Source organism: Vibrio stylophorae, assembly GCF_921293875.1.
Taxonomy (GTDB): Bacteria; Pseudomonadota; Gammaproteobacteria; order Enterobacterales; family Vibrionaceae; genus Vibrio_A; species Vibrio_A stylophorae.
Genome location: NZ_CAKLDI010000001.1, coordinates 2,073,639 through 2,096,715, shown reverse-complemented (window position 1 = coordinate 2,096,715; position 23,077 = coordinate 2,073,639). Strand labels below are relative to the sequence as shown.

Sequence of the window (23,077 nt, the reverse complement as noted above, 5' to 3'; positions counted from 1 at the left end):
AAAAAAGCCCAGCATTGCTGGGCTTTTTTGCTAACGGAAGGTCGATGATTGATGAAGCGTATTTTAGTCGATGAGGCAATGCCTTACGCGCGCGAACTCTTTGTGCACTTTGGTGAAGTGGTTGCGATGCCGGGACGCAGCTTGACTGCGGATGATTTGGTGGATATTGATGCCTTGATGGTGCGATCCATTACCAAAGTGAATCAAGCGCTGTTAGCAAAAGCCAATCGGCTGGCCTTCGTTGGCACCGCTACTGCGGGTATGGATCATATTGATCAAGCGCTACTTGCCAAGCGTGGCATCGCCTTTACTGCCGCGCCTGGCTGTAACAAAGTAGGGGTGGCTGAATATGTACTGAGCGCGCTGCAAGTGCTGGCGATGGAACAAGACTTTACGCTCAGTGATCGCGTGGTTGGCATTGTGGGTGCCGGTCAAGTGGGGAGTTATTTAAGCCAATGTTTAGATGCGCTGAATATTCACCATTTGCTTTGTGATCCACTCAAAGCTGCTGAAGGTGACTCCCGCGAATTTCACTCGTTGGATACCTTGATTGAGCGCTGTGATGTGCTGACCTTACACACGCCTGTGACCTATGACGGCGAACATGCGACCCATCATCTGATAGATGAGATGCAGCTCAATGCGATGAAGCCTGGCTCGATTTTAATTAATGCTGCGCGCGGTCCTGTGGTCAATAACGCTGCGCTCAAAAGCCGTTTGCAACAAGGGTCGATCACTGCCGTGCTCGATACCTTTGAGTTTGAACCGGAAGTTGATCCTGAGTTGGTCGCACTGCTGCACTTTGCGACGCCACATATCGCTGGCTATGGTTTGGAAGGCAAGGCGCGCGGCACCACCATGGTTTATAACGCATATAGCGCGTTTTTAGGTGAAGAATCACGGGTTGAAGCTGCGAGCTTATTGCCGCAAGCACCCATCTCTTCGGTGCAATTGACCACAGTTTGCGATCAAGCATTACTGCGTCATTTGACCCAAATTATTTATGATATTCGCCGCGATGACAGTGAATTTCGTTTAAGCGTCAATAGTCCTGAGAGCTTTGATGCGATGCGTAAATATTATTGGGATCGCCGCGAATATAGCGCGTTAACCGTGCAAACGAACGATGTCGTGGATGGACAGCGATTGGCCCAATTGGGTTTTCGTGTCATCACACAATAAATCAAAACGTGAAATAGGTTGAAACATGAGCCAAACAGTTAATGTGGCAATTTTAGGGGCGACCGGCCTAGTCGGTGAAGCCATGGTTGAACGCCTTGCTGAGCGTGATTTTCCGCTGGGTGAGCTTTTCCTACTGGCCAGTGAGCGCAGTGCAGGCGAAGCCGTTAAGTATAAGAACAAGCGTATTATCGTTCAGGACGTTGCTGAATTTGATTGGAGCCAAGTGCAGATTGCATTGTTCTCTGCCGGTAGCGATGTTTCACAATATTGGGCGCCAATTGCAGCAGACCATGGCGTGGTGGTGATTGATAACACCTCGGCGTTCCGCCAAGAGCCTGATGTTCCTTTGGTGGTGCCAGAAGTGAACCCCGAAGCGATTGCTGATTTTCGTAACCGTAATATTATCGCCAACCCAAATTGCTCCACCATCCAAATGCTGGTGGCTTTGAAGCCGATTTATGATGCGGTGGGTATTGCACGCATTAACGTTGCAACCTACCAGTCGGTGTCTGGCTCTGGTAAGAAAGGGGTGGATGAGCTAGCAGGTCAAACGGCACGTTTGCTCAACGGTATGCCTGCTGAAAACAATGTTTACAGCAAGCAGATCGCCTTTAACTGTTTACCGCAAATTGATGACATGCTCGACAACGGCTATACCCGTGAAGAGATGAAAATGGTGCTAGAAACACAAAAGATCTTTGCCGATGACAGTATTGCGGTAAACCCGACTTGTGTGCGTGTTCCTGTCTTTTATGGCCATGCTGAAGCACTCCATATTGAAACCATGCAGCCAATCAGTGCAGAAGAAGCGCGTTTATTGCTTGAGCGTGCAGCTGGCGTTGAAGTCTTTGATGAAATGGATTTTCCAACCCAAGTTGAAAATGCATTGGGTAGCGATGCAGTGATGGTTTCACGTATTCGCCAAGATATCAGTCATCCATGTGGTCTCAACATGTGGGTTGTCGCTGATAATGTGCGCAAAGGCGCCGCCACCAACGCGGTACAAATTGCTGAATTATTGGTCTCTGACTACCTCTAATTGAGCGGTTTTTTTCACCGTCGATTCACGACCCTGCAACAAGGAAGCGGGCAGGGTCACGAATCTGGATCGCAACCCGCAAAATTCAGTCGCTTTGCTACAGTTTTGCGGGTTGATTCCGATATAGTGCTAAGTTAATCGTCATCATCTCAGGCCAAGAGGAATATTGGCAGTGCCATATTGCAACTCGACTCTTTCGCAGCGTCTGCGACGCATTTTTATTGCTGCTCTGTGTATCACACCGCTGGCAATCTCTTCCGTGTCTTTCGCAAATACGATTCAGCTCAAAGGTCCAAACGGTGAAACTTTAAAACAATCGCAAGTTTCGCCTGCACATGAAGCGCAAAATAAGCTTTATGGTCCCACTTCTGGCAATGAAACCCTTTGGTCGATTGCAAAAAAAGCGCGCCCAAATAATTCAGTGTCAGTACATCAGACATTGCACGCGATCTTTTTGCTCAATCCATCGGCATTTGATGACGACAATATTCATAAATTGAAATCAGGCCAAATGCTTCGCCTGCCAACAGCAGCCTATGCCAAGCAGTGGAGCACCCAAGATGCCCTTGATCGTATGGCAGCAGACAAGCGTCGACTCAGCCATGCGCATACAGCGCCCGTTGCGACCAGTCCGGCAAAGCCTGCGCCCGTGCGTCAACCAAAGCCTGTGACTGAAGCGGCGAAACCCGCCAAGGTCGAGAAACCTAAAACACCTGTGGTGCAAACAGGTACGCTCAAGCCAGAACAAGAATTTACCGAGCAAGCCCCTACGGCTTCAGAGTTTGCACCGAAAAAACCACAAGCATTTCAGCAAGATCTCAAAATTACCGATGCTGAGCTTGAACAAATGCAGGAAAACAGCAAGTTGCTTCGCCTGCGTTTAAGCGAAATGCAACAAGAGATCAATTCGCTACAAAGCCAGCTTCAAGACTCAGAACAAGTGAATACGGAAGTCAAACGTGCACTCGCTGAGTGGCAAGCACAGCAAAATCAGCCACAGCAATCCATTTGGCAGCAAATTATGAATGATCCGATGTTGCTGGCCATCTTTGGCTCAGTTCCGGGTATTTTGCTGAGCATTATTGTGGCGCTGCTTCTGACTCGTCGTTCCAATAAATCTGAAACCAAAGCCAATGCGAGTGCTAATGCACCAGAGATGAGCATGGCTGCGCCTGCAATGGCCGCAGCGGCAGGTGCAGGTGCCGCTGCTGTTGCAGCTGAGCCTGATAGTTTAGCGATGAATCTTGATGACGATTCAATGCCAGAGCTGAACTTGGATGATCACGATGATTTGGCGCTCTTTACTGAGGATGACCTCAACCGCGAAGATGGCCTAATTGAGCCGCCAATGCTTGATTTGGAAGATGACGGCGAGCTGGACTTACTCAGCGATGGCGATGATGAGCTTAACTTGCTCGAAGACAATTTACTTGATGACGATGTGCTCAGCGACTCGCTGGATCAGCCAAATCTATCGCCAAACGATGATGGCAATGCGCTGGGTCTGCAAGATATGGAGCGCGCCATTGATAAGCTGAGCGAAGAAGCTGATCAGCAAGATGATGCGCTTGCAGCCGCGTGGGAACAAAGCTTACGGGAGCAATCTGACGCCGAATCTCAGCCTGCTGCGAGCAGTGCTGATGAAGATGATTTCGACCTTTCCATTACCGATAGCAAAGACACTGGCTTCCAGGGCATTGATCAATCAGCGCTGGACGATTTGCTCAGTGGTATGGAGATGGATGAGCCAGAAGCAGAAGCATTGCCTTCGCAGCCAGCTGCGGCTCAACAAAATGTAGAGACGCCAATGTTGGCGGCCGCCATGGCGCTACTTGCTGATGACGATGATGATTTTGCACCTGCACCAACGGCCGATATGGCCATGGCCAATGTCGCCAGTGAGCTATTGGATGACGACACCGCAGCTAGCCAACTATTTGACATGATGGAAGGCGCTTCAGAGCAAGATCTCAATGATTCTGTTCATGAGCGCAAGCAAGTCAGTATTGGTGATTTAGTCGATGAAAATGGTAATCCAAGTGATGATTTTGATCTGACTGATGACAGTGATCTGCTGCTGGATGAGCTGGTGGACCAAGCAGATCCATTGCTCAATAGCACTGATGCACCTGAGCTCATTGAAGATAGCGTATCGCTGCTGGATGAGTTAGTGGCTGACGAGGATGATGGTGCGTTGTTAAGCGATCCAAGTCTGCAATTAGAAGATGATGCGCTGCTTAATGAGCTTTTTGATGATGAAGAGATGCCAAGCGATGAGCCATTCTTGGCATTAGATGAAGAAGCGCACGACCCTGCTGATCCATTGGATAATCTGCTGGCCTTTGCCGATGACGCCGATGAGATTGCGGATGCGCCGCAGGCAGAGGCTGAAATCGAAGTCAATGATGTAATGCCATCATTGAGTGATCATCTGTCCTTTGCTGACGAACACGCTAATGATGTGCTGGCGCATGATGTTGAGAGTGAAACGCTATCTCAAGCACAAGAATTAGCATCGACTGAGCCAGCAGAGACTTTTGCTGCGCATGATTTTGGTTTTGTTGACGACGTTGATCAAGCATCTGATTTAGACGTACTTACATCAGAAGAATCAGCATCTGAAGCCTTAGTACCAGAAGATTCAAGCTCGTCATCTGAGATGGTCAATGAGATCGCCCTACTTGATGATGACGCGGCTGATTTTGCGGCTGTTGGTCAAGCGGATGATGACCAAGTAGATGTACTTGATGCTCTTGATTTAAATCAGGATGTTGCCGCAGATTCAGACGCTTTGACCGCGCAGCCTGAGCCTTTGGTGCATGAACTCAGCCTAGCTGATGATATGGCCGATGATATCGCGTTTGATGATCTCGACGGCTTTGCCGAACCTACTACCGATTTAGCGGCTGCTTTAACAGCGGATGAAAGCCGTCCTGAGGCCATGTCTGAGCAAGCATCAGATGATATTTTGGATACGCTTTCGCTGGATGCAAATGATAGTGATGATGTGCTCAGTCTGTTTGATGAAAACGATGACACAGATTTGCTATTTGATGGCGAGCAAAGTGCCGATGATATTTTGGCTGCGCTTGACCAAGATGCGCAGCAAGTAGATGACGCTGCATTTGAAGCGCTATTAGATAACGCAGGTCCGCTTGACCTCTCTTCACCACAGCAACACGAAGCGCACGCTGAATTAGATGACCTACTTGCAGATGCAGGCCCGCTGGATTTATCGACGCCAATGGAACATGACATGGATCCTTTGGCTGAGCTCACAGCGAAATCGTCACAAACGCCTGCGGTACCGGCTGATGGACTAGACCAGCCACTTGCTGAATCATCAGCGATGGCATTGAGTCCTGAGGCGCGCCTTGAGCAGTCATCTCAAGCTAATTTTGCTGAGCCGCCAGCACCTGAATTTCTTTCTTCTGATGTTGAGGATGCTGATAGTGCATTCAATGCACCCGCTGAAAGCGAATCGGTAAGCGATGCGGTTGCCAAAGCGCACGAAGATCATGAGCCTAGGGTTGCAGGTATTCAGGAACAGGATCTGCCAGCTGAAAATGTTACAACGGATAGTATTGCCGCAACTGATGATATCGCGACGGATGCTGTCGCAGCTGCAGATGATAGCGATGACGAGGTGCTCGATCTGTCTCAGTTTGCCTTTGATGAAGAGGATGCGCTGAGCGATGAAGAGCTAGCGCCTTGGGAAGGTGCTGATGATGCCGATATGGATAACAGCATTGATATCTCAGGTAGCGCGCAATCGCTGGCGAATTTGGATCAGCAGATGGCGCAAATGGCTGCAGATCTCAATGAGCAGAGCCCATCGATGGCGAGTGCTGAGCAAGATAATCTTTCGCAGCCAGCAGCCGATCCATTCGCCTTTGATTTTAGCGATGCAACCTATGAGCTCTCGGATTTACCTGAATTTAGTGAAGATGATGCCTTAGTTGCTGCGCTTGAAGAGCAGCAAGAGCTGGATGAAAACCATGAGCAGATGTTGCCGCCAATCAATCGTGTTGATGAGCAGTTAACCGAAGATATGCTTAATACGGCCGGTTTGGATATGGGCGCATTGCTTTCTGATCCATCGAGTGGCCACGAGGCAGCAGCTCCATCGACAACGCCAAGTGTGGACTCAGAGGTAGTCGATGATATGGACAACAGTCTGATGCGCGATTTAGCCATGCTTGATAGCGATGATGACGATGATTATTTCAGTCCAAGTGCCATCGAGGATGATGAGCTAGATAGCGATGCGCTGATGGATTGGTCCGAAGCGCAAGGTGAACCGCTGAATTTAGCACCAGAGCTGCACTTTGATGAAGATGAGCGTGCAGCCGAGCTTGATGCCTTTGCCGATGCGTTTGCAAGCCATGATGATGGTGATAGCAGTGAACTTGACGCTTTTGAAAGCTTTGATGCTACTGGTGATAGTGAGCTTGATGCCTTTGCTGATTTTAATCAATCCGATGAAAGTGAAATCGATGCCTTGGTCGGCACTGATGACTCAAGTGACAATGAGCTAGATGCGCTGTTAGGAGACTCAGCTGAAGCGGGCGATGATTTTAGCGCTGAGCTTGATGCTCTAGAGTCAAATATGGCGCCGCAGTATAGCGAAGAAAACGCGGCACCGGCATCGACATTACGTGACTTAAATACGCCACTTGAATTTGATCAAGATAATGGATTAATTGAAGCAGAAGATGAGCCACAAACCACCGCATCGGTGAGCAGTGATCATCTTGATTTGGCCGATCATGATGCCAGTGTGGATGAACTTGCTGAGCCTGAAGTTGAATCGGCTATGGTGGACTCAAGTCATTTAGCCCTCAATGATCATGGCGCTTTGGTTGAGAACTTAGAAACAGATGAGGCCATGCCAAGTGCAGTTGACTCAAGTCATCTTAATTTAAGTGATGTACATGAACTGACGGCAGATGAAGCGCCAGAAGAAGTCATGATATCTCCTGTGGATTCTAGCCATCTTGCGCTAGATAGTCATCAGAGCGATATCGAGCAGCTTGAGGATACTGGCCGAGATACACCGCAAGTGTTCCAGTCACAGCCTGATTTTGATGAGTCTTTCGATTTTGATGAATTGGCACGCCAAGATGATCTTGCAGCGATGACCGATTTAAGCGCCATGGCGGATATGGGCGTTGATTCCTTAATGGATGATGATCTCAGCGCAGATTTGGCCCGTATGGCTGCGCAAGAGCAGGGTGAGCCTGATGCCGTTGAGATGATGAACGACTTATCATCACTGGTTTCTGACAGTCCGAATCTTGTGGATGATGAATTGGCGCAATTTGCGCAAGGTCTGGCGGATGAAAATGATCATGGCTTTGAGCTAGGTCTTGATGATAGCGGTGAGCTTGATGATATCTTGGCCCAGCTTGGCTCGGTCGATGCAGAGGAAGCACCAGAGTTTGACCATGGCATTGCAGAGCTAAGCCGTGAAGACTTTGATGCGGCGCCTTTAAGCGCTGATGATGCTGATTTGGTGGCAACGATTGATGATTTGCAGCCAACCGCAAATGCACAGATCTCTCATGAGTTGGATGATCTCTCCGACCTGTCTGACTTTTCTGTAGATGAAGACAATGTGGTACTGCTACATTCAGCGTCAACTGACAATGAGGTGGTGATTGGTCTCAATCCAGAAGAGCAGGCTATGGAAGACATGCTCAATGATTTGGCCGGCGATGAATTTTCAGATGAGATTGCCGAATCTTCTGGCTTAGGTGGTGCGTCTCTTTCTGATGATTTAGATAGCATTGCCAATGACTTGGATGGCGCGCAGCATGTGCATTCGCCAATCGATAGCTTGTTCGATGAGAGCGGCAACGAGAGTGTGAGTGAGCTGGATGATTTTCTGGCAAGCGCAGGGCCAACTGAGAGCGATGCAGGCGATGATCCATTTGCTGAATTTGAAAACGCAGGTGGCGATCTAAGCAGTTTAGATAGCATGCTTGAGGGTGATGAAGCGCTGGCTTGGCAAACAGCAAGTACGCCGGAGCCTGAGCTAGAAGCGGAAGATTGGAGTCAGCAGCCCAATGTGCAAGATAGTGATATCGACGCCTTTGATCCTGATTTGATGGACGAAGACAGCTTTGGTGGTAGCAGTGAATTGCTATCGAATGAAGCGACGCCAGAATCTAATCTGAATATTGATGCGTTACTTCACGAGGAGCATTCGCAGGCGATGTCATCATCAGCACAAGACAATGCATCTTTTGATGATGTGTTTCATCATGTCAATGCCATGGGTCATGGTGATGATGCAACGGCCAAGCTTGATATGGCGCGTGCTTACTTGGATATGAATGATATGGAAGCGGCTGAATCACTACTGCAAGAGGTGATTAGTGATGGCGACTTAGCATCCATTCAAGAAGCCAAGCAGCTGATGAAAACGCTGAGTTAAATCAGCGATGAAATGAATAAGGTGGTAGCGTGAGTTGCCACCTTTTTTTATAATCCCACGCCTCATTTGTGATAGAGAAACGAATCAATGCGTATTGCCCTTGGAATTGAATATGATGGCGCGAACTATTCAGGTTGGCAGCGTCAACGACACGTCGATAGCGTGCAGCAGCGCCTAGAAGCGGCGTTGTCAAAAGTGGCCAATACGCCGATTGAAGTTCAATGTGCGGGGCGCACCGATGCGGGTGTGCATGGCACAGGGCAGGTGGTGCATTTTGACTCGCCAGTAATGCGCAAAATGGAAGCTTGGACCATGGGTGCCAATACCAATTTGCCGCGTGATATTGGCGTGCGTTGGGCGAAAGAAGTTCCCGATGACTTTCATGCGCGTTTTAGCGCAACGGCGCGTCGTTACCGCTATATTATTTTTAATCATCGCTATCGTCCGGCGATTTTAGCGCATGGTGTGAGCCATTATCACCAGCCTTTGGATGCCGATAAAATGCATCGTGCCGGTCAAGCGCTGCTGGGTGAAAATGACTTTACGTCATTTCGCGCGATGCAATGTCAGTCAAATTCACCTTGGCGAAATTTGATGCATTTAGAGGTCACAAGACACAATGATTATGTGATTGTGGATATTAAAGCCAACGCATTTGTTCATCATATGGTACGAAATATCGTCGGTAGCTTGATTGAAATCGGTTGTGGTAATCAACCAGAAGATTGGATGGCAACCTTGCTTGCGCTTAAAGATCGCACCAAAGCCGCGGCTACCGCAAAGGCTGAAGGGCTTTATTTAGTCGATGTGGATTATCCGCAAGAATTTGATTTACCACGTGTTAGCTTGGGTCCGCTGTTCCTTTCGTAAGCGCTCGTGAGAGGATGTTACATTGTGCGTCCGAGGGTGTGATTTGGCTGGCATGGATCGCCTAAATCCATAGGTACAACCAGTTTTTTATCAACACTTGCCAAGGTTTATGATTTAATCTGGCAAGTTTATTTGATTCTCCTATGCACTGAATGATTCGGTGCAGTTTAGTAAAGAAAGGTCATTCATGAGCTGGCTTGAAAGAATTCTGACAAAAAGCAATATCGGTTCAACGCGCAAAGCGTCGATTCCTGAGGGTGTATGGACCAAGTGTACCGCTTGTGATCAAGTGCTTTACCATGCTGAACTAGAGCGTAACCTCGAAGTATGTCCAAAATGTGACCATCACATGCGAATGAAAGCACGTCGTCGTCTAGAAACATTTTTGGATGCAGAAGGTCGCTTTGAGATTGCCGATGAGCTCGAGCCACAAGATGTCCTCAAGTTCCGTGATTCTAAAAAATATAAAGATCGCATCGTTGCTGCGCAAAAAGCCAGTGGTGAAAAAGATGCATTGATCGTAATGAAAGGCCAAGTGATGGGCGTACCTATGGTCGCTTGTGCATCTGAGTTTGCGTTTATGGGCGGCTCCATGGGCTCTGTGGTTGGCGCGCGCTTTGTTCGTGCAGTTGACCAAGCGATTGCCGATAACTGTGCTTTGGTTTGTTTCGCAGCCTCTGGCGGCGCACGTATGCAAGAAGCCTTGCAGTCATTGATGCAAATGGCGAAAACCAGTGCCGCGCTTGAGCGTTTATCACAAAAAGGTTTGCCATTTATTTCAGTGATGACAGATCCAACCTACGGCGGTGTATCTGCAAGTTTTGCCATGTTGGGTGATATCAATATCGGTGAGCCAAAAGCGATTATCGGTTTTGCTGGTCGCCGCGTGATTGAGCAAACCGTACGTGAGCAATTGCCAGATGATTTCCAACGCAGCGAATTTTTGTTGGAGCATGGTGCCATCGACATGATTGTGGATCGCCGTGAAATGCGTCAGCGAATTGCTAGTTTGGTAGCAAAAATGACCAATCAACCCTCTCCTTTGGTGGTTCCTGTGCCTGCAGGTGTTGAAGAGCTGCCAGTAGTTGATAACATGGACAAAACGGAACCGGATTCCACATTCTAACCGAGTGAGTTCATGTCAACTGCAGTGTTTCCGTCAGCCACGTCCTCTTTAGCGACGTGGCTGACTTATCTTGAGTCAATTCATACCTCCGCGATCGATTTGGGGCTTGAGCGTGTTGCCAAAGTGGCGCAAGACGCGCAATTAACCAAACCCGCACCCACCATCATTACCGTTGCCGGCACCAATGGCAAAGGCTCTACCTGTGCGCTGATGGAAGCGATTTTGCTACAAGCAGGCTATCGCGTTGGCGTTTACAGCTCGCCGCATTTGAGCCGTTATAACGAGCGTGTTCGTATCAATGGCCAAGAGCTCGAAGACAGCTGGCATTGCCGTGCCTTTGATGCCATTGAGCAGGCCCGTGATACCACCAGTTTAAGCCTATTTGAATTTGGTACTTTGGCGGCGCTTTGGCTGTTTCGTGAGCAGCAAGTGGATGTGGTGCTTTTGGAAGTGGGGTTGGGCGGTCGTCTTGATGCCACTAACGTGGTGGATCATGATGTTTGTGTGATCACCAGCCTTGCCGTGGATCATGTTGACTGGCTAGGCGATGACATTGAGCAAATCGGTTTTGAAAAAGCGGGCATTTTCCGTACTGACAAGCCAGCGATTTGTGGTCAGCCAGAGCCACCGGCCAGCGTTGCAGCTCATGCCGATGAAATTGGTGCAAAGTTACACCAAGTGGGTTATCAGTTCCGCTATCAAGTCAACGAGGATAGTTGGGATTGGTTCTGCGGCGCCTTTGACCTAACCCATTTGCCAAAGCCGGGTTTGCCGATTGCCAATGCAGCCACGGCGTTGATGGCGCTGGGTTGCGCTGAGCTTGAATTGACCGATGAGCATATTGAGCAAGGTTTAAAAACCGTTCAGCTCGCTGGGCGTATGGAACGTATTGCACTTGGTAAAGGTCAGCCACAGGTGATTTTGGATGTCGCACATAACCCACATTCAGCGCAGTATTTAGCGACGCAGCTCAAGCTGTGTCGCCCTCAAGGGCGAGTACTGGCAGTGGTTGGTATGTTACATGATAAAGATATCGCAGGGACTTTAGCGGTGATGCAAGATAGCGTCGATGCCTGGTATTGCGCTGATCTCAGTGGGCCGCGCGCGGCAAAAGCGGATGAATTGTGTCAGCATTTGCCAACGGCGATGTCTTTTCACAATCCCGTGACCGCGTGGCATGTCGCTTGTGCCGATGCGATGCCTGAAGATCAAATTATTGTCTTTGGCTCATTTCATACCGTGGGCGAAGTTCGCGATGAAATTTTGACGCAAATTGAGGAGCAACATGGCTAGTCAATTTCAAAGCCGTTTAGTGGGCACCATTATTTTGGTGGCACTTGGGGTCATTATTTTGCCTGATCTGTTTGATGGTGAAAAAGCGCAGCACAGTGAGCAATTTGAGCCGATTCCACTCTCGCCTGATGTAAATCATGAGAACCTAGTGGTGCAAGCACCTGAAGCCATGGATAGCATCGAAACGGTAGCACCAACGCAAACGCAAACCGTGTCGATGACTGTGGATGCATCCAATGGTGCTGAGCAAGGAAATGAGCCAATGGAGCCTGATTCGGCGGACGAGGCTGTATCTGAGCCAGTCTCAGTGACGCTGGAAGCGCCTGCGAATCCGAAAGCTGATTTTAGCCAGAGTGCTTGGGTGATTCAGTTGGGTGTCTTTAGCAATCATGATAATGCGCAGCGCTTGGTGAAAAAACTTCAGGGCCAAGGGTTTGATGCGCAAGTGATCACCAAAGGGGTCTCTGATAGTAGCCTCAACCGTGTGGTGGTGGGGCCTGCGCTCGATAAAGGGGCACTTGAAAAGCAAGTGGTGAAACTTGAGACTTTGACCGGCCTGAAAGGTCAGGTTTTACGTTTTGATCCTTTAGCGCCATAAAAGAGCACTATAAAAGTCGTTTTTTGGCGCGCTTTTCTGTTAGAATGCGCGCCATTCATCCCTACGGAATAAAAAACAAGCATGTTAATCTGGGTTGATTACGTCATTATCGGCATTATTGCCTTTTCTGCTCTAGTGAGCTTGATCCGCGGCTTTGTCAAAGAAGCGCTATCGTTGGTGATCTGGTTTGCTGCCTTTTTTGTCGCCAGTCAGTTTTATCCGCAACTGGCACAATACTTTACCCAAATTCAAGATGAGCTGTTGCGAAACGGCGCGGCGATTGCTGTGCTCTTTATTGCAACGCTGATTCTCGGTGCCATGGTGAATTACATCATTGGTCAATTGGTACAAAAGACCGGCCTTTCTGGCACGGATCGCGTTCTTGGTGTGGTCTTTGGTGGCGTTCGTGGTGTCTTGATTGTCGCTGCGGTGCTGTTTTTCCTTGATGCCTTTACCACCTTCTCCGATTCGGATTGGTGGCGCGACTCTGTCCTCATTCCACGCTTTGCTGTGGTGATTGAGTGGTTCTTTACCTATTTGAAAGATACATCCAGTTTTCTGCCTCAAACGCCAGTTTGAGGCTCTCCAGCTAAGGTGAGTAAGGTACTTATAACATGTGTGGTATTGTAGGAATTGTTGGTTTTACCCCAGTGAATCAAGCGATTTATGATGCACTGACGGTGTTACAACATCGTGGCCAGGATGCGGCCGGTATTATTACCATCGAAAGCAATCGTTTTCGTCTGCGCAAAGCCAATGGTTTAGTGCGCGACGTATTTGAAGCCAAGCATATGCAACGCTTGCAAGGGACTGTAGGTATTGGCCATGTGCGTTACCCAACCGCGGGTAGCTCAAGTGCTTCTGAAGCGCAGCCATTCTATGTGAACTCGCCTTACGGCATTACATTGGCGCACAATGGTAACCTGACCAATGCCAATGATTTGCGTGATGATCTATTTGCCAAAGGTCGTCGTCATGTCAATACCACTTCAGATTCTGAAGTATTACTTAATATGCTGGCTCATGAGCTAGAACTCACCACCAACTACCCGCTGATGGCGGCCGATATGTTCCAAGCTGTTCGCGAAGTGCACCGTAAAGTTTCGGGGGCTTATGGCGTGGTGGCGATGATCATTGGTCACGGTATGGTGGCGTTTCGCGACCCTCATGGTATTCGTCCGCTTTGTTTAGGCAAACGATTGCTTGTTGATGGCCGCACTGAGTACATGGTGGCCTCTGAGTCTGTGGCCTTAGATTCTGTCGGTTTTGACTTTATGCGTGATATCGCCCCAGGTGAGGCGGTGTATATCAACTTTGAAGGGGAACTCTTTACCCAGCAGTGTGCAGATAACCCGCAACTCAATCCATGTATCTTTGAATATGTGTACTTTGCGCGTCCTGATAGCTTTATTGATAACGTCTCGGTCTATGCTGCGCGCGTTAATATGGGTAAAAAGCTGGGTGAGAAGATTCGCCGTCAGTGGGATGATCTCGAAATCGATGTGGTGATCCCAATCCCTGAGACCTCTTGCGATATCGCTCTAGAGATTGCACAAATTCTTGATAAGCCTTATCGCCAAGGTTTTGTGAAAAACCGCTATGTGGGCCGTACCTTTATTATGCCGGGGCAAACCCAGCGTCGTAAGTCGGTGCGTCGTAAACTCAATGCAATTAATGCTGAGTTTAAAGATAAAGCGGTCTTGTTGGTGGATGACTCCATCGTGCGTGGCACCACCTCAGAGCAAATTATTGAGATGGCACGTGAAGCGGGCGCAAAGAAAGTGTATATGGCTTCTGCAGCGCCTGAGATTCGCTTCCCGAACGTTTATGGTATCGACATGCCATCAGCGCATGAGCTCATCGCTCACGGCCGTGATGTTGCAGAAATTGCCCGTATCATTGGTGCTGATGGTTTGATCTTCCAAGATCTCAGCGATTTAGAAGCCGCTGTGGCTGAAGGGAATCCGCAGATCACCCAATTTGAGACCTCAGTGTTTAATGGTGAGTACATCACGGATGGCGTCGATCAGGCCTATCTTGAGCACCTTGAGTCGCTTCGCAGTGATGATGCGAAAACGGAACAAAATATTCAGCAAGATCTCGCCAGCTTAGAGCTTTACAACGAAGGCGTTTAAGCCGCTGAGTGAACAACGATCATAAAAAACCCGCAGCGACGCGGGTTTTTTATTTCGTGAAAATCAGCTGTGAGCAAGTTTAAGCATGCGTATCACTTTGACCCAGCGAAAAGTATTGGCTGGCAAAGTCGATAAATAGGCGCAGTTTTTCGGGTTGGTGCTCGCGATGGTTATAGAGCAAAAAGACATCTCGCGTATTGGCTGACCACTGGGGTAAGACGCGAACCAAGGCATTGTCCTCTAAACAGGACTGCACCATGATATTTGGCAGTAGCGCGATCCCTAACCCAGCCAAACAGGCTTCACGAACGACACCAAGCTCACTGGCTTCAAAGCGACCCTGCTCATTGATGGTGATGAGCTCATTGCTCGGCTGGTGACTCAAACGCCAGCGCATCAATGGATGACCTTTGAGCAGCATATGCTCACTTAAGTCCTGTGCGTGGGCTGGGGCTGGATATTGCGCCAAATAGCAGGTGGTAGAGACCAGAATATCTTCCACTTGGCTAATTTTGCGGGCAATTAAGGTGGAGTCTCGCTGCGGTCCAACGCGGAAAATGACATCCCAATCCGTTGGGTCAAGTTGCTCGGTTTGATTGCTTACGCCTAGTGCCAATTGAATATCAGGGTAGGTCGCCATAAATGCGTTGAGCATTGGCTGGAGCAAAACTTTAGTGAGATTGGATGGTGCTGCGATGCGCAGTCGACCTGCGGCGCCACGGCAGTCATCGGTGAGCTGGTGGCTGGCATGAATCAGTTGTTTGAGGAGTGGGCTGCACTCTTGATAAAAGCGTTCGCCGGCCTCGGTGAGCGATAATTTACGTGCATGCCGATTGAGCAAACGTATATTTAGACACTCTTCTAAGGCTTGGATTCTGCGGGTGAGCGTCGCGACTGGAACCCCAGTTTTGCGAGAAGCGGCAGTGTAGCTCCCTTGCTCCACCACATGACGGAAGAAATTTAAATCATCAAGTTTCATCGACTCGATGTCACCATACTGCTTAAAGGTGATCCCAATTTAAAGAGAATGGCTCGCAGTTGCAAATTTGGCGGCTATTTTTTAAATGCCAGTTGTTCAAGGGCAACCCCTTGTTCAGTAACGCGAAGTACTGAACCTTGGGTATACCAATCGCCGAGCACAATGCGCTGAGTGGTTTGCTCGTCGAGCTCAATTTGATGAATGGCGGGGCGGTGGGTGTGGCCATGAATCATTAAAGGCATATGGTATTGGCGTAATACACGCGCAACTTCTGCTTCATTCACATCCATGATCTCAGCTGATTTTTGCTGTTTGCCTTGTTTACTTTTGGCACGAATTTTTGCCACTAGACGACGGCGAAGCCACAAGGGCAACCAATAATAGATGCGTTGATTGCGTGGATTATGCACTTTGGCACGATAGGCTTGATAGGCAACATCATCGATACAGAGGGTATCGCCATGCAAGAGTAATGTGGGGCGACCATAGAGATCGATTAAGGTTTCTTGAGGTAAGACTTTGACCCCAGTTTGCTGTTCAAAGCGATGGCCAATCAGCAGGTCACGGTTGCCATTAATAAAGGCACAGTAAACACCGCGCTCGACCAACGCTTTGAGCGCTTGTTTGATGGACCAAAAATAATCGCTGTTATCATCATCACCCACCCAATATTCAAAGAGATCGCCAAGAATATAGAGGGCTTCAGCTTGACTGGCTTCGGTCTCGAGAAACCGCAAAAAACAATCGGTGATTGCGGGTGTGGTTTCACTGAGATGCAAGTCAGCAATAAATAGGGTGGTGCGCACAGCGAGTCCTTACAAACAATTATTCAGTGATGGTTGCGCCAGTGATGAACACTTCATCAACAGGAACATCTTGGTGCACAAAGCCAAAGTTACCTGTGGTCACACCTTTGATTTTGTTCACAACATCCATGCCTTCAACCACTTCGCCAAATACGCAGTAACCCCAGCCTTGTGATGTTTCTGAGCGAAAATCAAGGAAGTCGTTATTATTGACGTTAATGAAGAATTGAGAGCTTGCTGAATGTGGTTCCATGGTACGCGCCATGGCCAAAGTACCAATTTTGTTGCTCAGGCCGTTGTTCGCTTCGTTTTTGATTGGCGCACGTGTTTCTTTTTCGCGAAGGCCTGAAGTCATGCCGCCACCTTGGATCATGAAACCGTCAATGACGCGGTGGAATAGGGTATCAGTGTAAAAACCGTCGCGGCAGTATTGCAAAAAGTTTGCAGTGGTTTCAGGTGCTTCTTGTTCAAATAGCTTGATGGTGATGTCACCATAAGTGGTGTGCAGGATAACCATGTTGTGTCCTTTGCGGATTGTTAACTCGTTGGCGATTCTAACGGATTGCGTCTTGCCTTGAAAGTAGCACGCAGCAGCATATTTCTTCATGCAAGCGATTGTGAACACTTGCGTCAGTACTGCTTTCACGGTGTAATAATACACTTCATTTTTTATGTGAGTTTGACCCTTTATGTTACAGATCTACAACTCGTTGACCCGCCAAAAAGAAAAATTTCAGCCAATTGAAGCCAACAAAGTTGGCATGTATGTGTGTGGGGTAACCATTTACGATCTGTGTCATATCGGTCACGGTCGCACCTTTGTTTCCTTTGACGTGGTAGCTCGCTATCTACGTTATTTGGGCTATGACCTGACGTTTGTCCGCAATATCACGGATATCGATGACAAAATCATTAAACGCGCACAAGAGAACGGCGAAACCTGTGGTGAGCTGACTGAGCGTCTGATTGCAGACATGTATCAGGATTTCGATGCCCTAAATATTGCGCGTCCTGATATTGAGCCGCGTGCAACCCAGTATATTGCTGAGATCATTGCCTTGGTTGAGCGTTTGATTGCACGTGGTTTTGCCTACGTTGCAAGCAATGGCGATGTGATGTTTGAAGTCTCGAAATTTGATGATTACGGCAAGCTCTCAAAACAAGATTTGGATCAGCTACAAGCGGGTGCACGCGTTGATATTGAAACAGCAAAACGCAGTCCTTTAGACTTTGTATTGTGGAAAATGTCAAAACCTGGCGAGCCAACATGGGAATCGCCATGGGGGCCTGGCCGTCCTGGGTGGCATATCGAATGTTCAGCGATGAACTCAGCCGTGCTTGGTGATCACTTTGATATTCACGGTGGCGGCTCGGATCTTCAATTCCCGCACCATGAAAACGAAATCGCACAATCTTGCTGTGCTCACGATACCCCTTATGTGAACACATGGATGCACAGTGGTATGGTGATGGTCGATCGCGAGAAGATGTCTAAATCATTGGGTAACTTCTTTACCATTCGCGATGTGCTTGGCCATTATGATGCTGAAACTGTGCGCTATTTCTTGATGTCTGGTCATTATCGTAGCCAGCTGAACTACAGCGAAGAGAACCTCAATCAAGCGCGTGCTTCATTGGAGCGTTTATATACGGCGCTTCGTGGTTTGGACTGCTCAGTTGAAGCGGCGGGTGGTGAAGAATTTGTCAGCCGCTTTGAAGCTGCGATGAATGATGACTTTAATACCCCTGAAGCCTATTCAGTACTCTTTGACTTGGCGCGAGAAATCAACCGCGTGAAAGCAGATGATGTTGCCGCGGCCAATGGGCTTGCTGCGCGTTTGCGTCAGCTCGGTGAAGTGCTGGGCTTACTGACTCAAGATGCCGAAGCCTTTTTCCAAGGCGCACAAGGCGGCGATGATGATGTGGCTGAAATTGAAGCGCTGATCAAAGCGCGTAACGATGCTCGCGCCAGTAAAGACTGGGCTGCAGCAGACGCCGCGCGCGATGCGCTTACGGCAAAAGGCATTGTCCTTGAAGATGGCGCGCAAGGGACCACTTGGCGACGTATCTAAATTTTCATAATTCAATATTCTCAATGCATAAAACCAGCCCTCGGGCTGGTTTTTTTCTGACAAAATTTTGCCGCTTTAAGCTTTAGCCCCCCTTTATCTTTGCTCTGTATCATTTTGTATTTTATAAATAAAATAATATTTATGCGGCGCTGCTGAGTTTTTCATGTAACCCTTTACTATTTAACTTTGCGCTGTGATATCTGGCGAAAATCTGAACGATAAAATACCAATTGGTCAATTTGAGCATCCCTTTTGCTTCGTTTTCTCATGAAAGCACGATGCGGGCATGGCGCCCATCATTGATAAGGGAAAATGTATGTTTATCGATCGTCTAACTATCAGAATGCGATTGGTTATCGCTGTTGCAATTCCATGTATTGCCTTGCTTGGCGTTGGCATTCTTGGCATGTGGTCCATCTCTGCGATGCAAGTTCAATCGGATCATTTATACCGCAATAGCGTGATGCCGCTTCGTTCCATGGCTGAAGTTTCCTCCAGAATTCCACGTATGCGCGTTGGCATCGACATGATGTTTTTACAGCAAACGGGACTGCGTGATGCACGCGGTGTGATCTCGCGTATTCAGGATGCGCGTAATGAAGATATTCCGCAGATGCAGCAAGCGCTTGAAACTGCGATTCAATCACAGGTGAAGCCTGAGCTCATAGAGCAAACGAAGGCATTTCAATCACACTTTAATCAGATGGTGAGCCAAGAGCTGGAGCCGATGTTTGTTGCGCTTGAGGCTGGCGATTTTGTGACGGCGCAAAGCTACTATGCGCGTTATGCGTCGAGCTATGGCAGCGCGAGAAAAGAGGCGGAATCACTGCTTGATAGCATTGTTCAAGAGGCGAAAGCGCAATATCAAGTAGCTGAGTCATTTGCGCAAACGGCGCATCGTGAAGAGCCGATTGTTGTCGGGCTTGGACTCCTCATTTCCATGGGGTGTGCTGGCTGGATTGTTTATCAAATGCGCTTGCGAGTGGATATGCTGCGCCGCGGTATTGATGATGCAACGAAAAATTTGTGTTTAACACAGCATATAGAATTGTCAGGGCAAGATGAGCTATCGGCCATTGCCAAAAGTTATAACCAATTTGTAGGCAATATTCATCAAGCGCTGACCGAGGTGAGTCAATCGGCGCAGACGCTTGCCAAGGTCTCTCAAGGCATCTATTCGCGCGCCGAGGATACGGAGCAAAATAGTATGCAGCAGCGCGATCGTGTAGAGCAAGTCGCAACAGCCATGCATGAGCTTGGGGCGACTGTGGGCGAAATTGCGAATAATGCCGCGCATGCTGCAGAGAGCGCCAAGCTTGCCAATGTGGATGCAGATCAGGGGCAGCAGATTATGGGTCAAGCACGTAGCCACGTTAAAGTACTTGATCAAGAGCTCAATCAAGCGGCGCAAGTGGTGTCGACGCTTGCCACTCAGATTTATGCGATTCGCGATATCCTCGACATCATTCGCGGCATTTCAGAACAAACTAATTTATTAGCGCTCAATGCTGCCATTGAAGCGGCGCGCGCAGGTGAGCAGGGGCGTGGATTTGCCGTGGTTGCAGATGAGGTGCGCACGCTTGCCAGTCGCTCGGCTGAATCAACGGAAGAGATTCAGCGGGTGATTGACTCCCTTGAGGGGGAATCACAGCGCGCAGTTCAAGCGATGGAAAAAGGGCAGGCGCAGAATATTCAGGTGGTGGAGTTTGCCACGCGTGTGACTGAAGTGCTGGATCGTATCCATCAGCATGTGGCCAGTATCAATGATCAAAATATTCAAGTGGCAACAGCCACAGAAGAACAATCCAGTGTGGTGAACGATATCAATCAAAATGTGGAAGATATCCATCAACGGATCGCAACAACGGCAGAGATGACTAAAGCCTTGAATCTGTCCAGCGACGAGCTATTACAGCTTTCCAATCAGCTGGGTACATTGGTGGCGAGATTTGAGCTTTAATCTGGCTTACTGACTTGGCGCCAGCCTGCATTTTCTAACGGATGCAGGCTGTTTTTTTATCGCAGCGTTTCAAAATTAAGTCATCACTTCGCTGGTGTCCCTTTGTTTTTCGCACACACTTGAAGGGATGTTAAATCAGCAGAGGTAGGGTGAATGAGTTTAGTGAAAACAACAATGAGTGTTGCGACAGCGCTGATGATGGCCTTTAGTGCCCATATTGCTTGGGCAGATGGTCACGATTCACAAAGCATTTCAGAGATGGTCGATGAAGCAAAAAGTCATCTTGATGGTGTGCCAGAGTCCTTGAAAAAACCGCTTCAGCAAGCCAATGCCGTAGAGCATGACGAAAGCTTTAGCACCAATCTAAACCAAGATATGCAGGAAAAAGCACACGAGAAAAAAGAAGCCAAAATGGCTGAGATGGAAGATAAAGTGAAAGATATGGAGCACGATGCGACAAAAGATATGGATCATGTCGAGGATAAAGTCGACGGTTATGGCGATGAGATGAAAGAGGGAATGGATGACCAAGCCGATGAAGCCAAAGATAAGGTAGATGGTTTGTTTTAACAAAGTGTATCGCGCAAGCTATAAAAAAGAGGCATAACGCCTCTTTTTTATGACCGTTCTCAATGGGATTGCGAGCGGTTATTTCGCTTGTGGAATGTTCGCCAAAATCAGCTGTGTTTGTTGCCAGAATTTAGCCACACTTGCAATTTCCACTTTCTCATCAGGTGAGTGCGGGAACTTGATGGTTGGACCGTAGGAGATCATATCCAAATGCGGATAAGGCTGTTTGAATAGACCACACTCAAGACCGGCGTGAATCACATTGATTTTTGGCTCAAAGCCATAGGCATCGACATAACAAGCTTTTACCAAATGCATCAAGGGTGATTGATCATCCGGTGCCCAGCCAGGATAGCTGCCAGCAAAAGCAATATCACTTTCACTAAGTGATGCAAGGCTGGTGAGCTGATGTTTCACCATCTCTTTGCCTTCATCAAGCAGTGCGCGGATCAAGAAACAAAGGCTGGCATGATCAGACTCAAGGCGAACAATCCCAAGGTTGAGGGAGGTTTCAACCACGCCATGGATCACGTCACTCATACGCATCACGCCATTTGGTGCTGCCATTAAAAGAGAGATCAGGCGAATTTGGCTCGCGGCGGTGAGTGTTTGCTTCGCTGCATCGCTGCTTTCAAGGGTGCATTGCAGCCCAGTTTCGGTATGGCCCAAATGCGCTTTAAGTTCTGCTTCAAATGCAGAGACAAAGCTTTGCCAATCAGCCAAAGATTGCTTGCTATGAAGGATCACTTCAGCCTGACGTGGAATTGCGTTGCGAAGCGTACCGCCTGAGAGGGCACTGATTTCAAAATCAAATTGATTTTGTGCCTTGCTGAGTAAACGTGCGAGCAGTTGGTTGGCATTGGCACGACCGGTATCGATATCACAACCGGAGTGGCCACCTTTCAGGCCGCTAATTTCAATTCGTAGATGGGTCGTATCTGCAGGCGCGGTTTGCCAAGTAATGGGCAAGGTGATGAGCGCATCTTCGCCACCGGCGCAGCCCATATAGATTTCACCTTCTTGTTCAGAGTCGGTATTGAGCAAGTATTCGCCCTGTAACCAACCTGATTGCAAACCAAAGGCACCGGTCATGCCCGCTTCTTCGTCGATGGTGAGTAGGACTTCTAACGGACCATGCGCGATATCATCACTTTCAAGCACTGCTAAACAAGCTGCCATCCCCATGCCATTGTCAGCACCAAGGGTGGTTTGTGTGGCGGTCACCCATTCGCCATCGACATAGGGCAAAATTGGGTCTGTGGTGAAGTCGTGGTGACTGTCATCTGTTTTTTGCGGCACCATATCAAGGTGCGCCTGCATAATCACACCCGCACGCGATTCCATACCTGCTGTCGCAGGTTTAGCAATGCGAATGTTGCCAACTGAATCGCGGCTTACATCTAGCTGGCGAGATTGTGCCCAAGACACGATATGTGCAGCGAGCGCATCTTCATGTTTGGATGGATGAGGAATTTGACAGATGGTATCAAACCAGCGCCATAGGCGTTGTGGTTCTAGTTTACTGATGTCAGACACAGTGACTCCTTGGTCAATGTAGAACGAAGCGTTTAGCATAACACCGGAGATCTGGCTCGACCAGCGGTCTAATTTTCCCATGATGAAATTATGGTAATTAAATTACAGAACGCAGTGTTTTGTGGTGCATTAATGCGCTTGTTTTGTTTTTTTGATCGTCAATTTACAAAAAGTCTTGTAATTAAATTACAAACAAGTATACTGCAATCATCGTCAATGGACATCGCATTGACGTTGCAAGGATGAGAGTATTCTCCATGGAACCGAGATCAGGGAAGCTACTTTTGTAGCTGGTTTAGACACTTTTAAGTGTTTTATTTGATTGAGGTTTTTGTGATGAGTGGTTTTGTATCTCACCAATTTTGGAACATGCCCAATGTGTATACGGGGATGTTTCCTTACCCAACTAGTTTTGGTTACTAAATAGTATTGAAACTGGTGTGACTGATGTTTGTTTCACCCCCTATTTCTT

Annotated in this window: 16 protein-coding genes; 12 read left to right on the top strand and 4 right to left on the bottom strand. The window is 48.3% G+C overall.

The window, feature by feature from the left end; translation table 11 throughout:
• The first annotated feature begins 51 nt into the window (after positions 1-51).
• The 9 genes from L9P36_RS09665 (at position 52) to purF (ending at position 14,682) form a co-directional block, all read left to right on the top strand.
• Complete coding sequence (locus L9P36_RS09665; RefSeq protein WP_237466470.1) at positions 52-1,182, top strand: 4-phosphoerythronate dehydrogenase; 1,131 nt, start codon at positions 52-54, stop codon at positions 1,180-1,182.
• A 25-nt stretch (positions 1,183-1,207) separates the two neighbouring features.
• The gene (locus L9P36_RS09660) at positions 1,208-2,221 is read left to right on the top strand and encodes an aspartate-semialdehyde dehydrogenase (RefSeq protein WP_237466469.1); all 1,014 of its coding nucleotides are present in this window, start codon (positions 1,208-1,210) and stop codon (positions 2,219-2,221) included.
• 172 nt (positions 2,222-2,393) lie between these two features.
• On the top strand, positions 2,394-8,660 hold the full coding sequence (locus L9P36_RS09655; RefSeq protein WP_237466468.1) for a FimV/HubP family polar landmark protein: 6,267 nt from the start codon (positions 2,394-2,396) through the stop codon (positions 8,658-8,660).
• A gap of 87 nt (positions 8,661-8,747) precedes the next feature.
• Complete coding sequence (gene truA / locus L9P36_RS09650; protein WP_237466467.1) at positions 8,748-9,530, top strand: tRNA pseudouridine(38-40) synthase TruA; 783 nt, start codon at positions 8,748-8,750, stop codon at positions 9,528-9,530.
• A 187-nt stretch (positions 9,531-9,717) separates the two neighbouring features.
• The gene (gene accD, locus L9P36_RS09645) at positions 9,718-10,656 is read left to right on the top strand and encodes an acetyl-CoA carboxylase, carboxyltransferase subunit beta (protein ID WP_237466466.1); all 939 of its coding nucleotides are present in this window, start codon (positions 9,718-9,720) and stop codon (positions 10,654-10,656) included.
• Positions 10,657-10,668: 12 nt separating this feature from the next.
• Positions 10,669-11,949 carry a bifunctional tetrahydrofolate synthase/dihydrofolate synthase gene (folC, locus tag L9P36_RS09640; protein ID WP_237466465.1) on the top strand — a complete coding sequence of 427 codons (1,281 nt, stop codon included), beginning with the start codon at positions 10,669-10,671 and terminating at the stop codon, positions 11,947-11,949.
• Positions 11,942-12,547: an SPOR domain-containing protein gene (locus tag L9P36_RS09635; protein ID WP_237466464.1), complete on the top strand. Its 606-nt coding sequence runs from the start codon at positions 11,942-11,944 to the stop codon at positions 12,545-12,547. Before folC ends, L9P36_RS09635 begins: the two co-directional genes overlap by 8 nt.
• Before the next feature lie 81 nt (positions 12,548-12,628).
• Positions 12,629-13,126: a CvpA family protein gene (locus L9P36_RS09630; protein WP_237466463.1), complete on the top strand. Its 498-nt coding sequence runs from the start codon at positions 12,629-12,631 to the stop codon at positions 13,124-13,126.
• 35 nt (positions 13,127-13,161) lie between these two features.
• Complete coding sequence (purF, locus tag L9P36_RS09625) at positions 13,162-14,682, top strand: amidophosphoribosyltransferase (RefSeq protein WP_237466462.1); 1,521 nt, start codon at positions 13,162-13,164, stop codon at positions 14,680-14,682.
• 79 nt (positions 14,683-14,761) lie between these two features.
• On the opposite strand, the gene L9P36_RS09620 is transcribed toward purF, so the two are convergent.
• The 3 genes from L9P36_RS09620 to L9P36_RS09610 all read right to left on the bottom strand — a co-directional run bounded on the left by L9P36_RS09620 (position 14,762) and on the right by L9P36_RS09610 (position 16,984).
• Positions 14,762-15,661, bottom strand: a complete 900-nt coding sequence (locus tag L9P36_RS09620) for a LysR family transcriptional regulator (RefSeq protein WP_237466461.1) — start codon at positions 15,659-15,661, stop codon at positions 14,762-14,764.
• 74 nt (positions 15,662-15,735) lie between these two features.
• Entirely contained in the window at positions 15,736-16,467 is a 732-nt protein-coding gene (gene lpxH, locus L9P36_RS09615; RefSeq protein WP_237466460.1) for a UDP-2,3-diacylglucosamine diphosphatase, read from the bottom strand.
• A 19-nt stretch (positions 16,468-16,486) separates the two neighbouring features.
• Positions 16,487-16,984: a peptidylprolyl isomerase gene (locus tag L9P36_RS09610; protein WP_237466459.1), complete on the bottom strand. Its 498-nt coding sequence runs from the start codon at positions 16,982-16,984 to the stop codon at positions 16,487-16,489.
• A 172-nt stretch (positions 16,985-17,156) separates the two neighbouring features.
• Here L9P36_RS09610 and cysS point away from each other — a divergent pair, with 172 nt between their 5' ends.
• The 3 genes from cysS (at position 17,157) to L9P36_RS09595 (ending at position 21,069) form a co-directional block, all read left to right on the top strand.
• Positions 17,157-18,539, top strand: a complete 1,383-nt coding sequence (cysS, locus tag L9P36_RS09605; RefSeq protein ID WP_237466458.1) for a cysteine--tRNA ligase — start codon at positions 17,157-17,159, stop codon at positions 18,537-18,539.
• 316 nt (positions 18,540-18,855) lie between these two features.
• The gene (locus L9P36_RS09600; protein WP_237466457.1) at positions 18,856-20,499 is read left to right on the top strand and encodes a methyl-accepting chemotaxis protein; all 1,644 of its coding nucleotides are present in this window, start codon (positions 18,856-18,858) and stop codon (positions 20,497-20,499) included.
• A gap of 153 nt (positions 20,500-20,652) precedes the next feature.
• Positions 20,653-21,069 carry a hypothetical protein gene (locus tag L9P36_RS09595; protein WP_237466456.1) on the top strand — a complete coding sequence of 139 codons (417 nt, stop codon included), beginning with the start codon at positions 20,653-20,655 and terminating at the stop codon, positions 21,067-21,069.
• A 78-nt stretch (positions 21,070-21,147) separates the two neighbouring features.
• Here L9P36_RS09595 and L9P36_RS09590 read toward each other — a convergent pair whose 3' ends face one another.
• Positions 21,148-22,605: an aminoacyl-histidine dipeptidase gene (locus L9P36_RS09590; RefSeq protein ID WP_237466455.1), complete on the bottom strand. Its 1,458-nt coding sequence runs from the start codon at positions 22,603-22,605 to the stop codon at positions 21,148-21,150.
• Positions 22,606-23,077 lie beyond the last annotated feature (472 nt).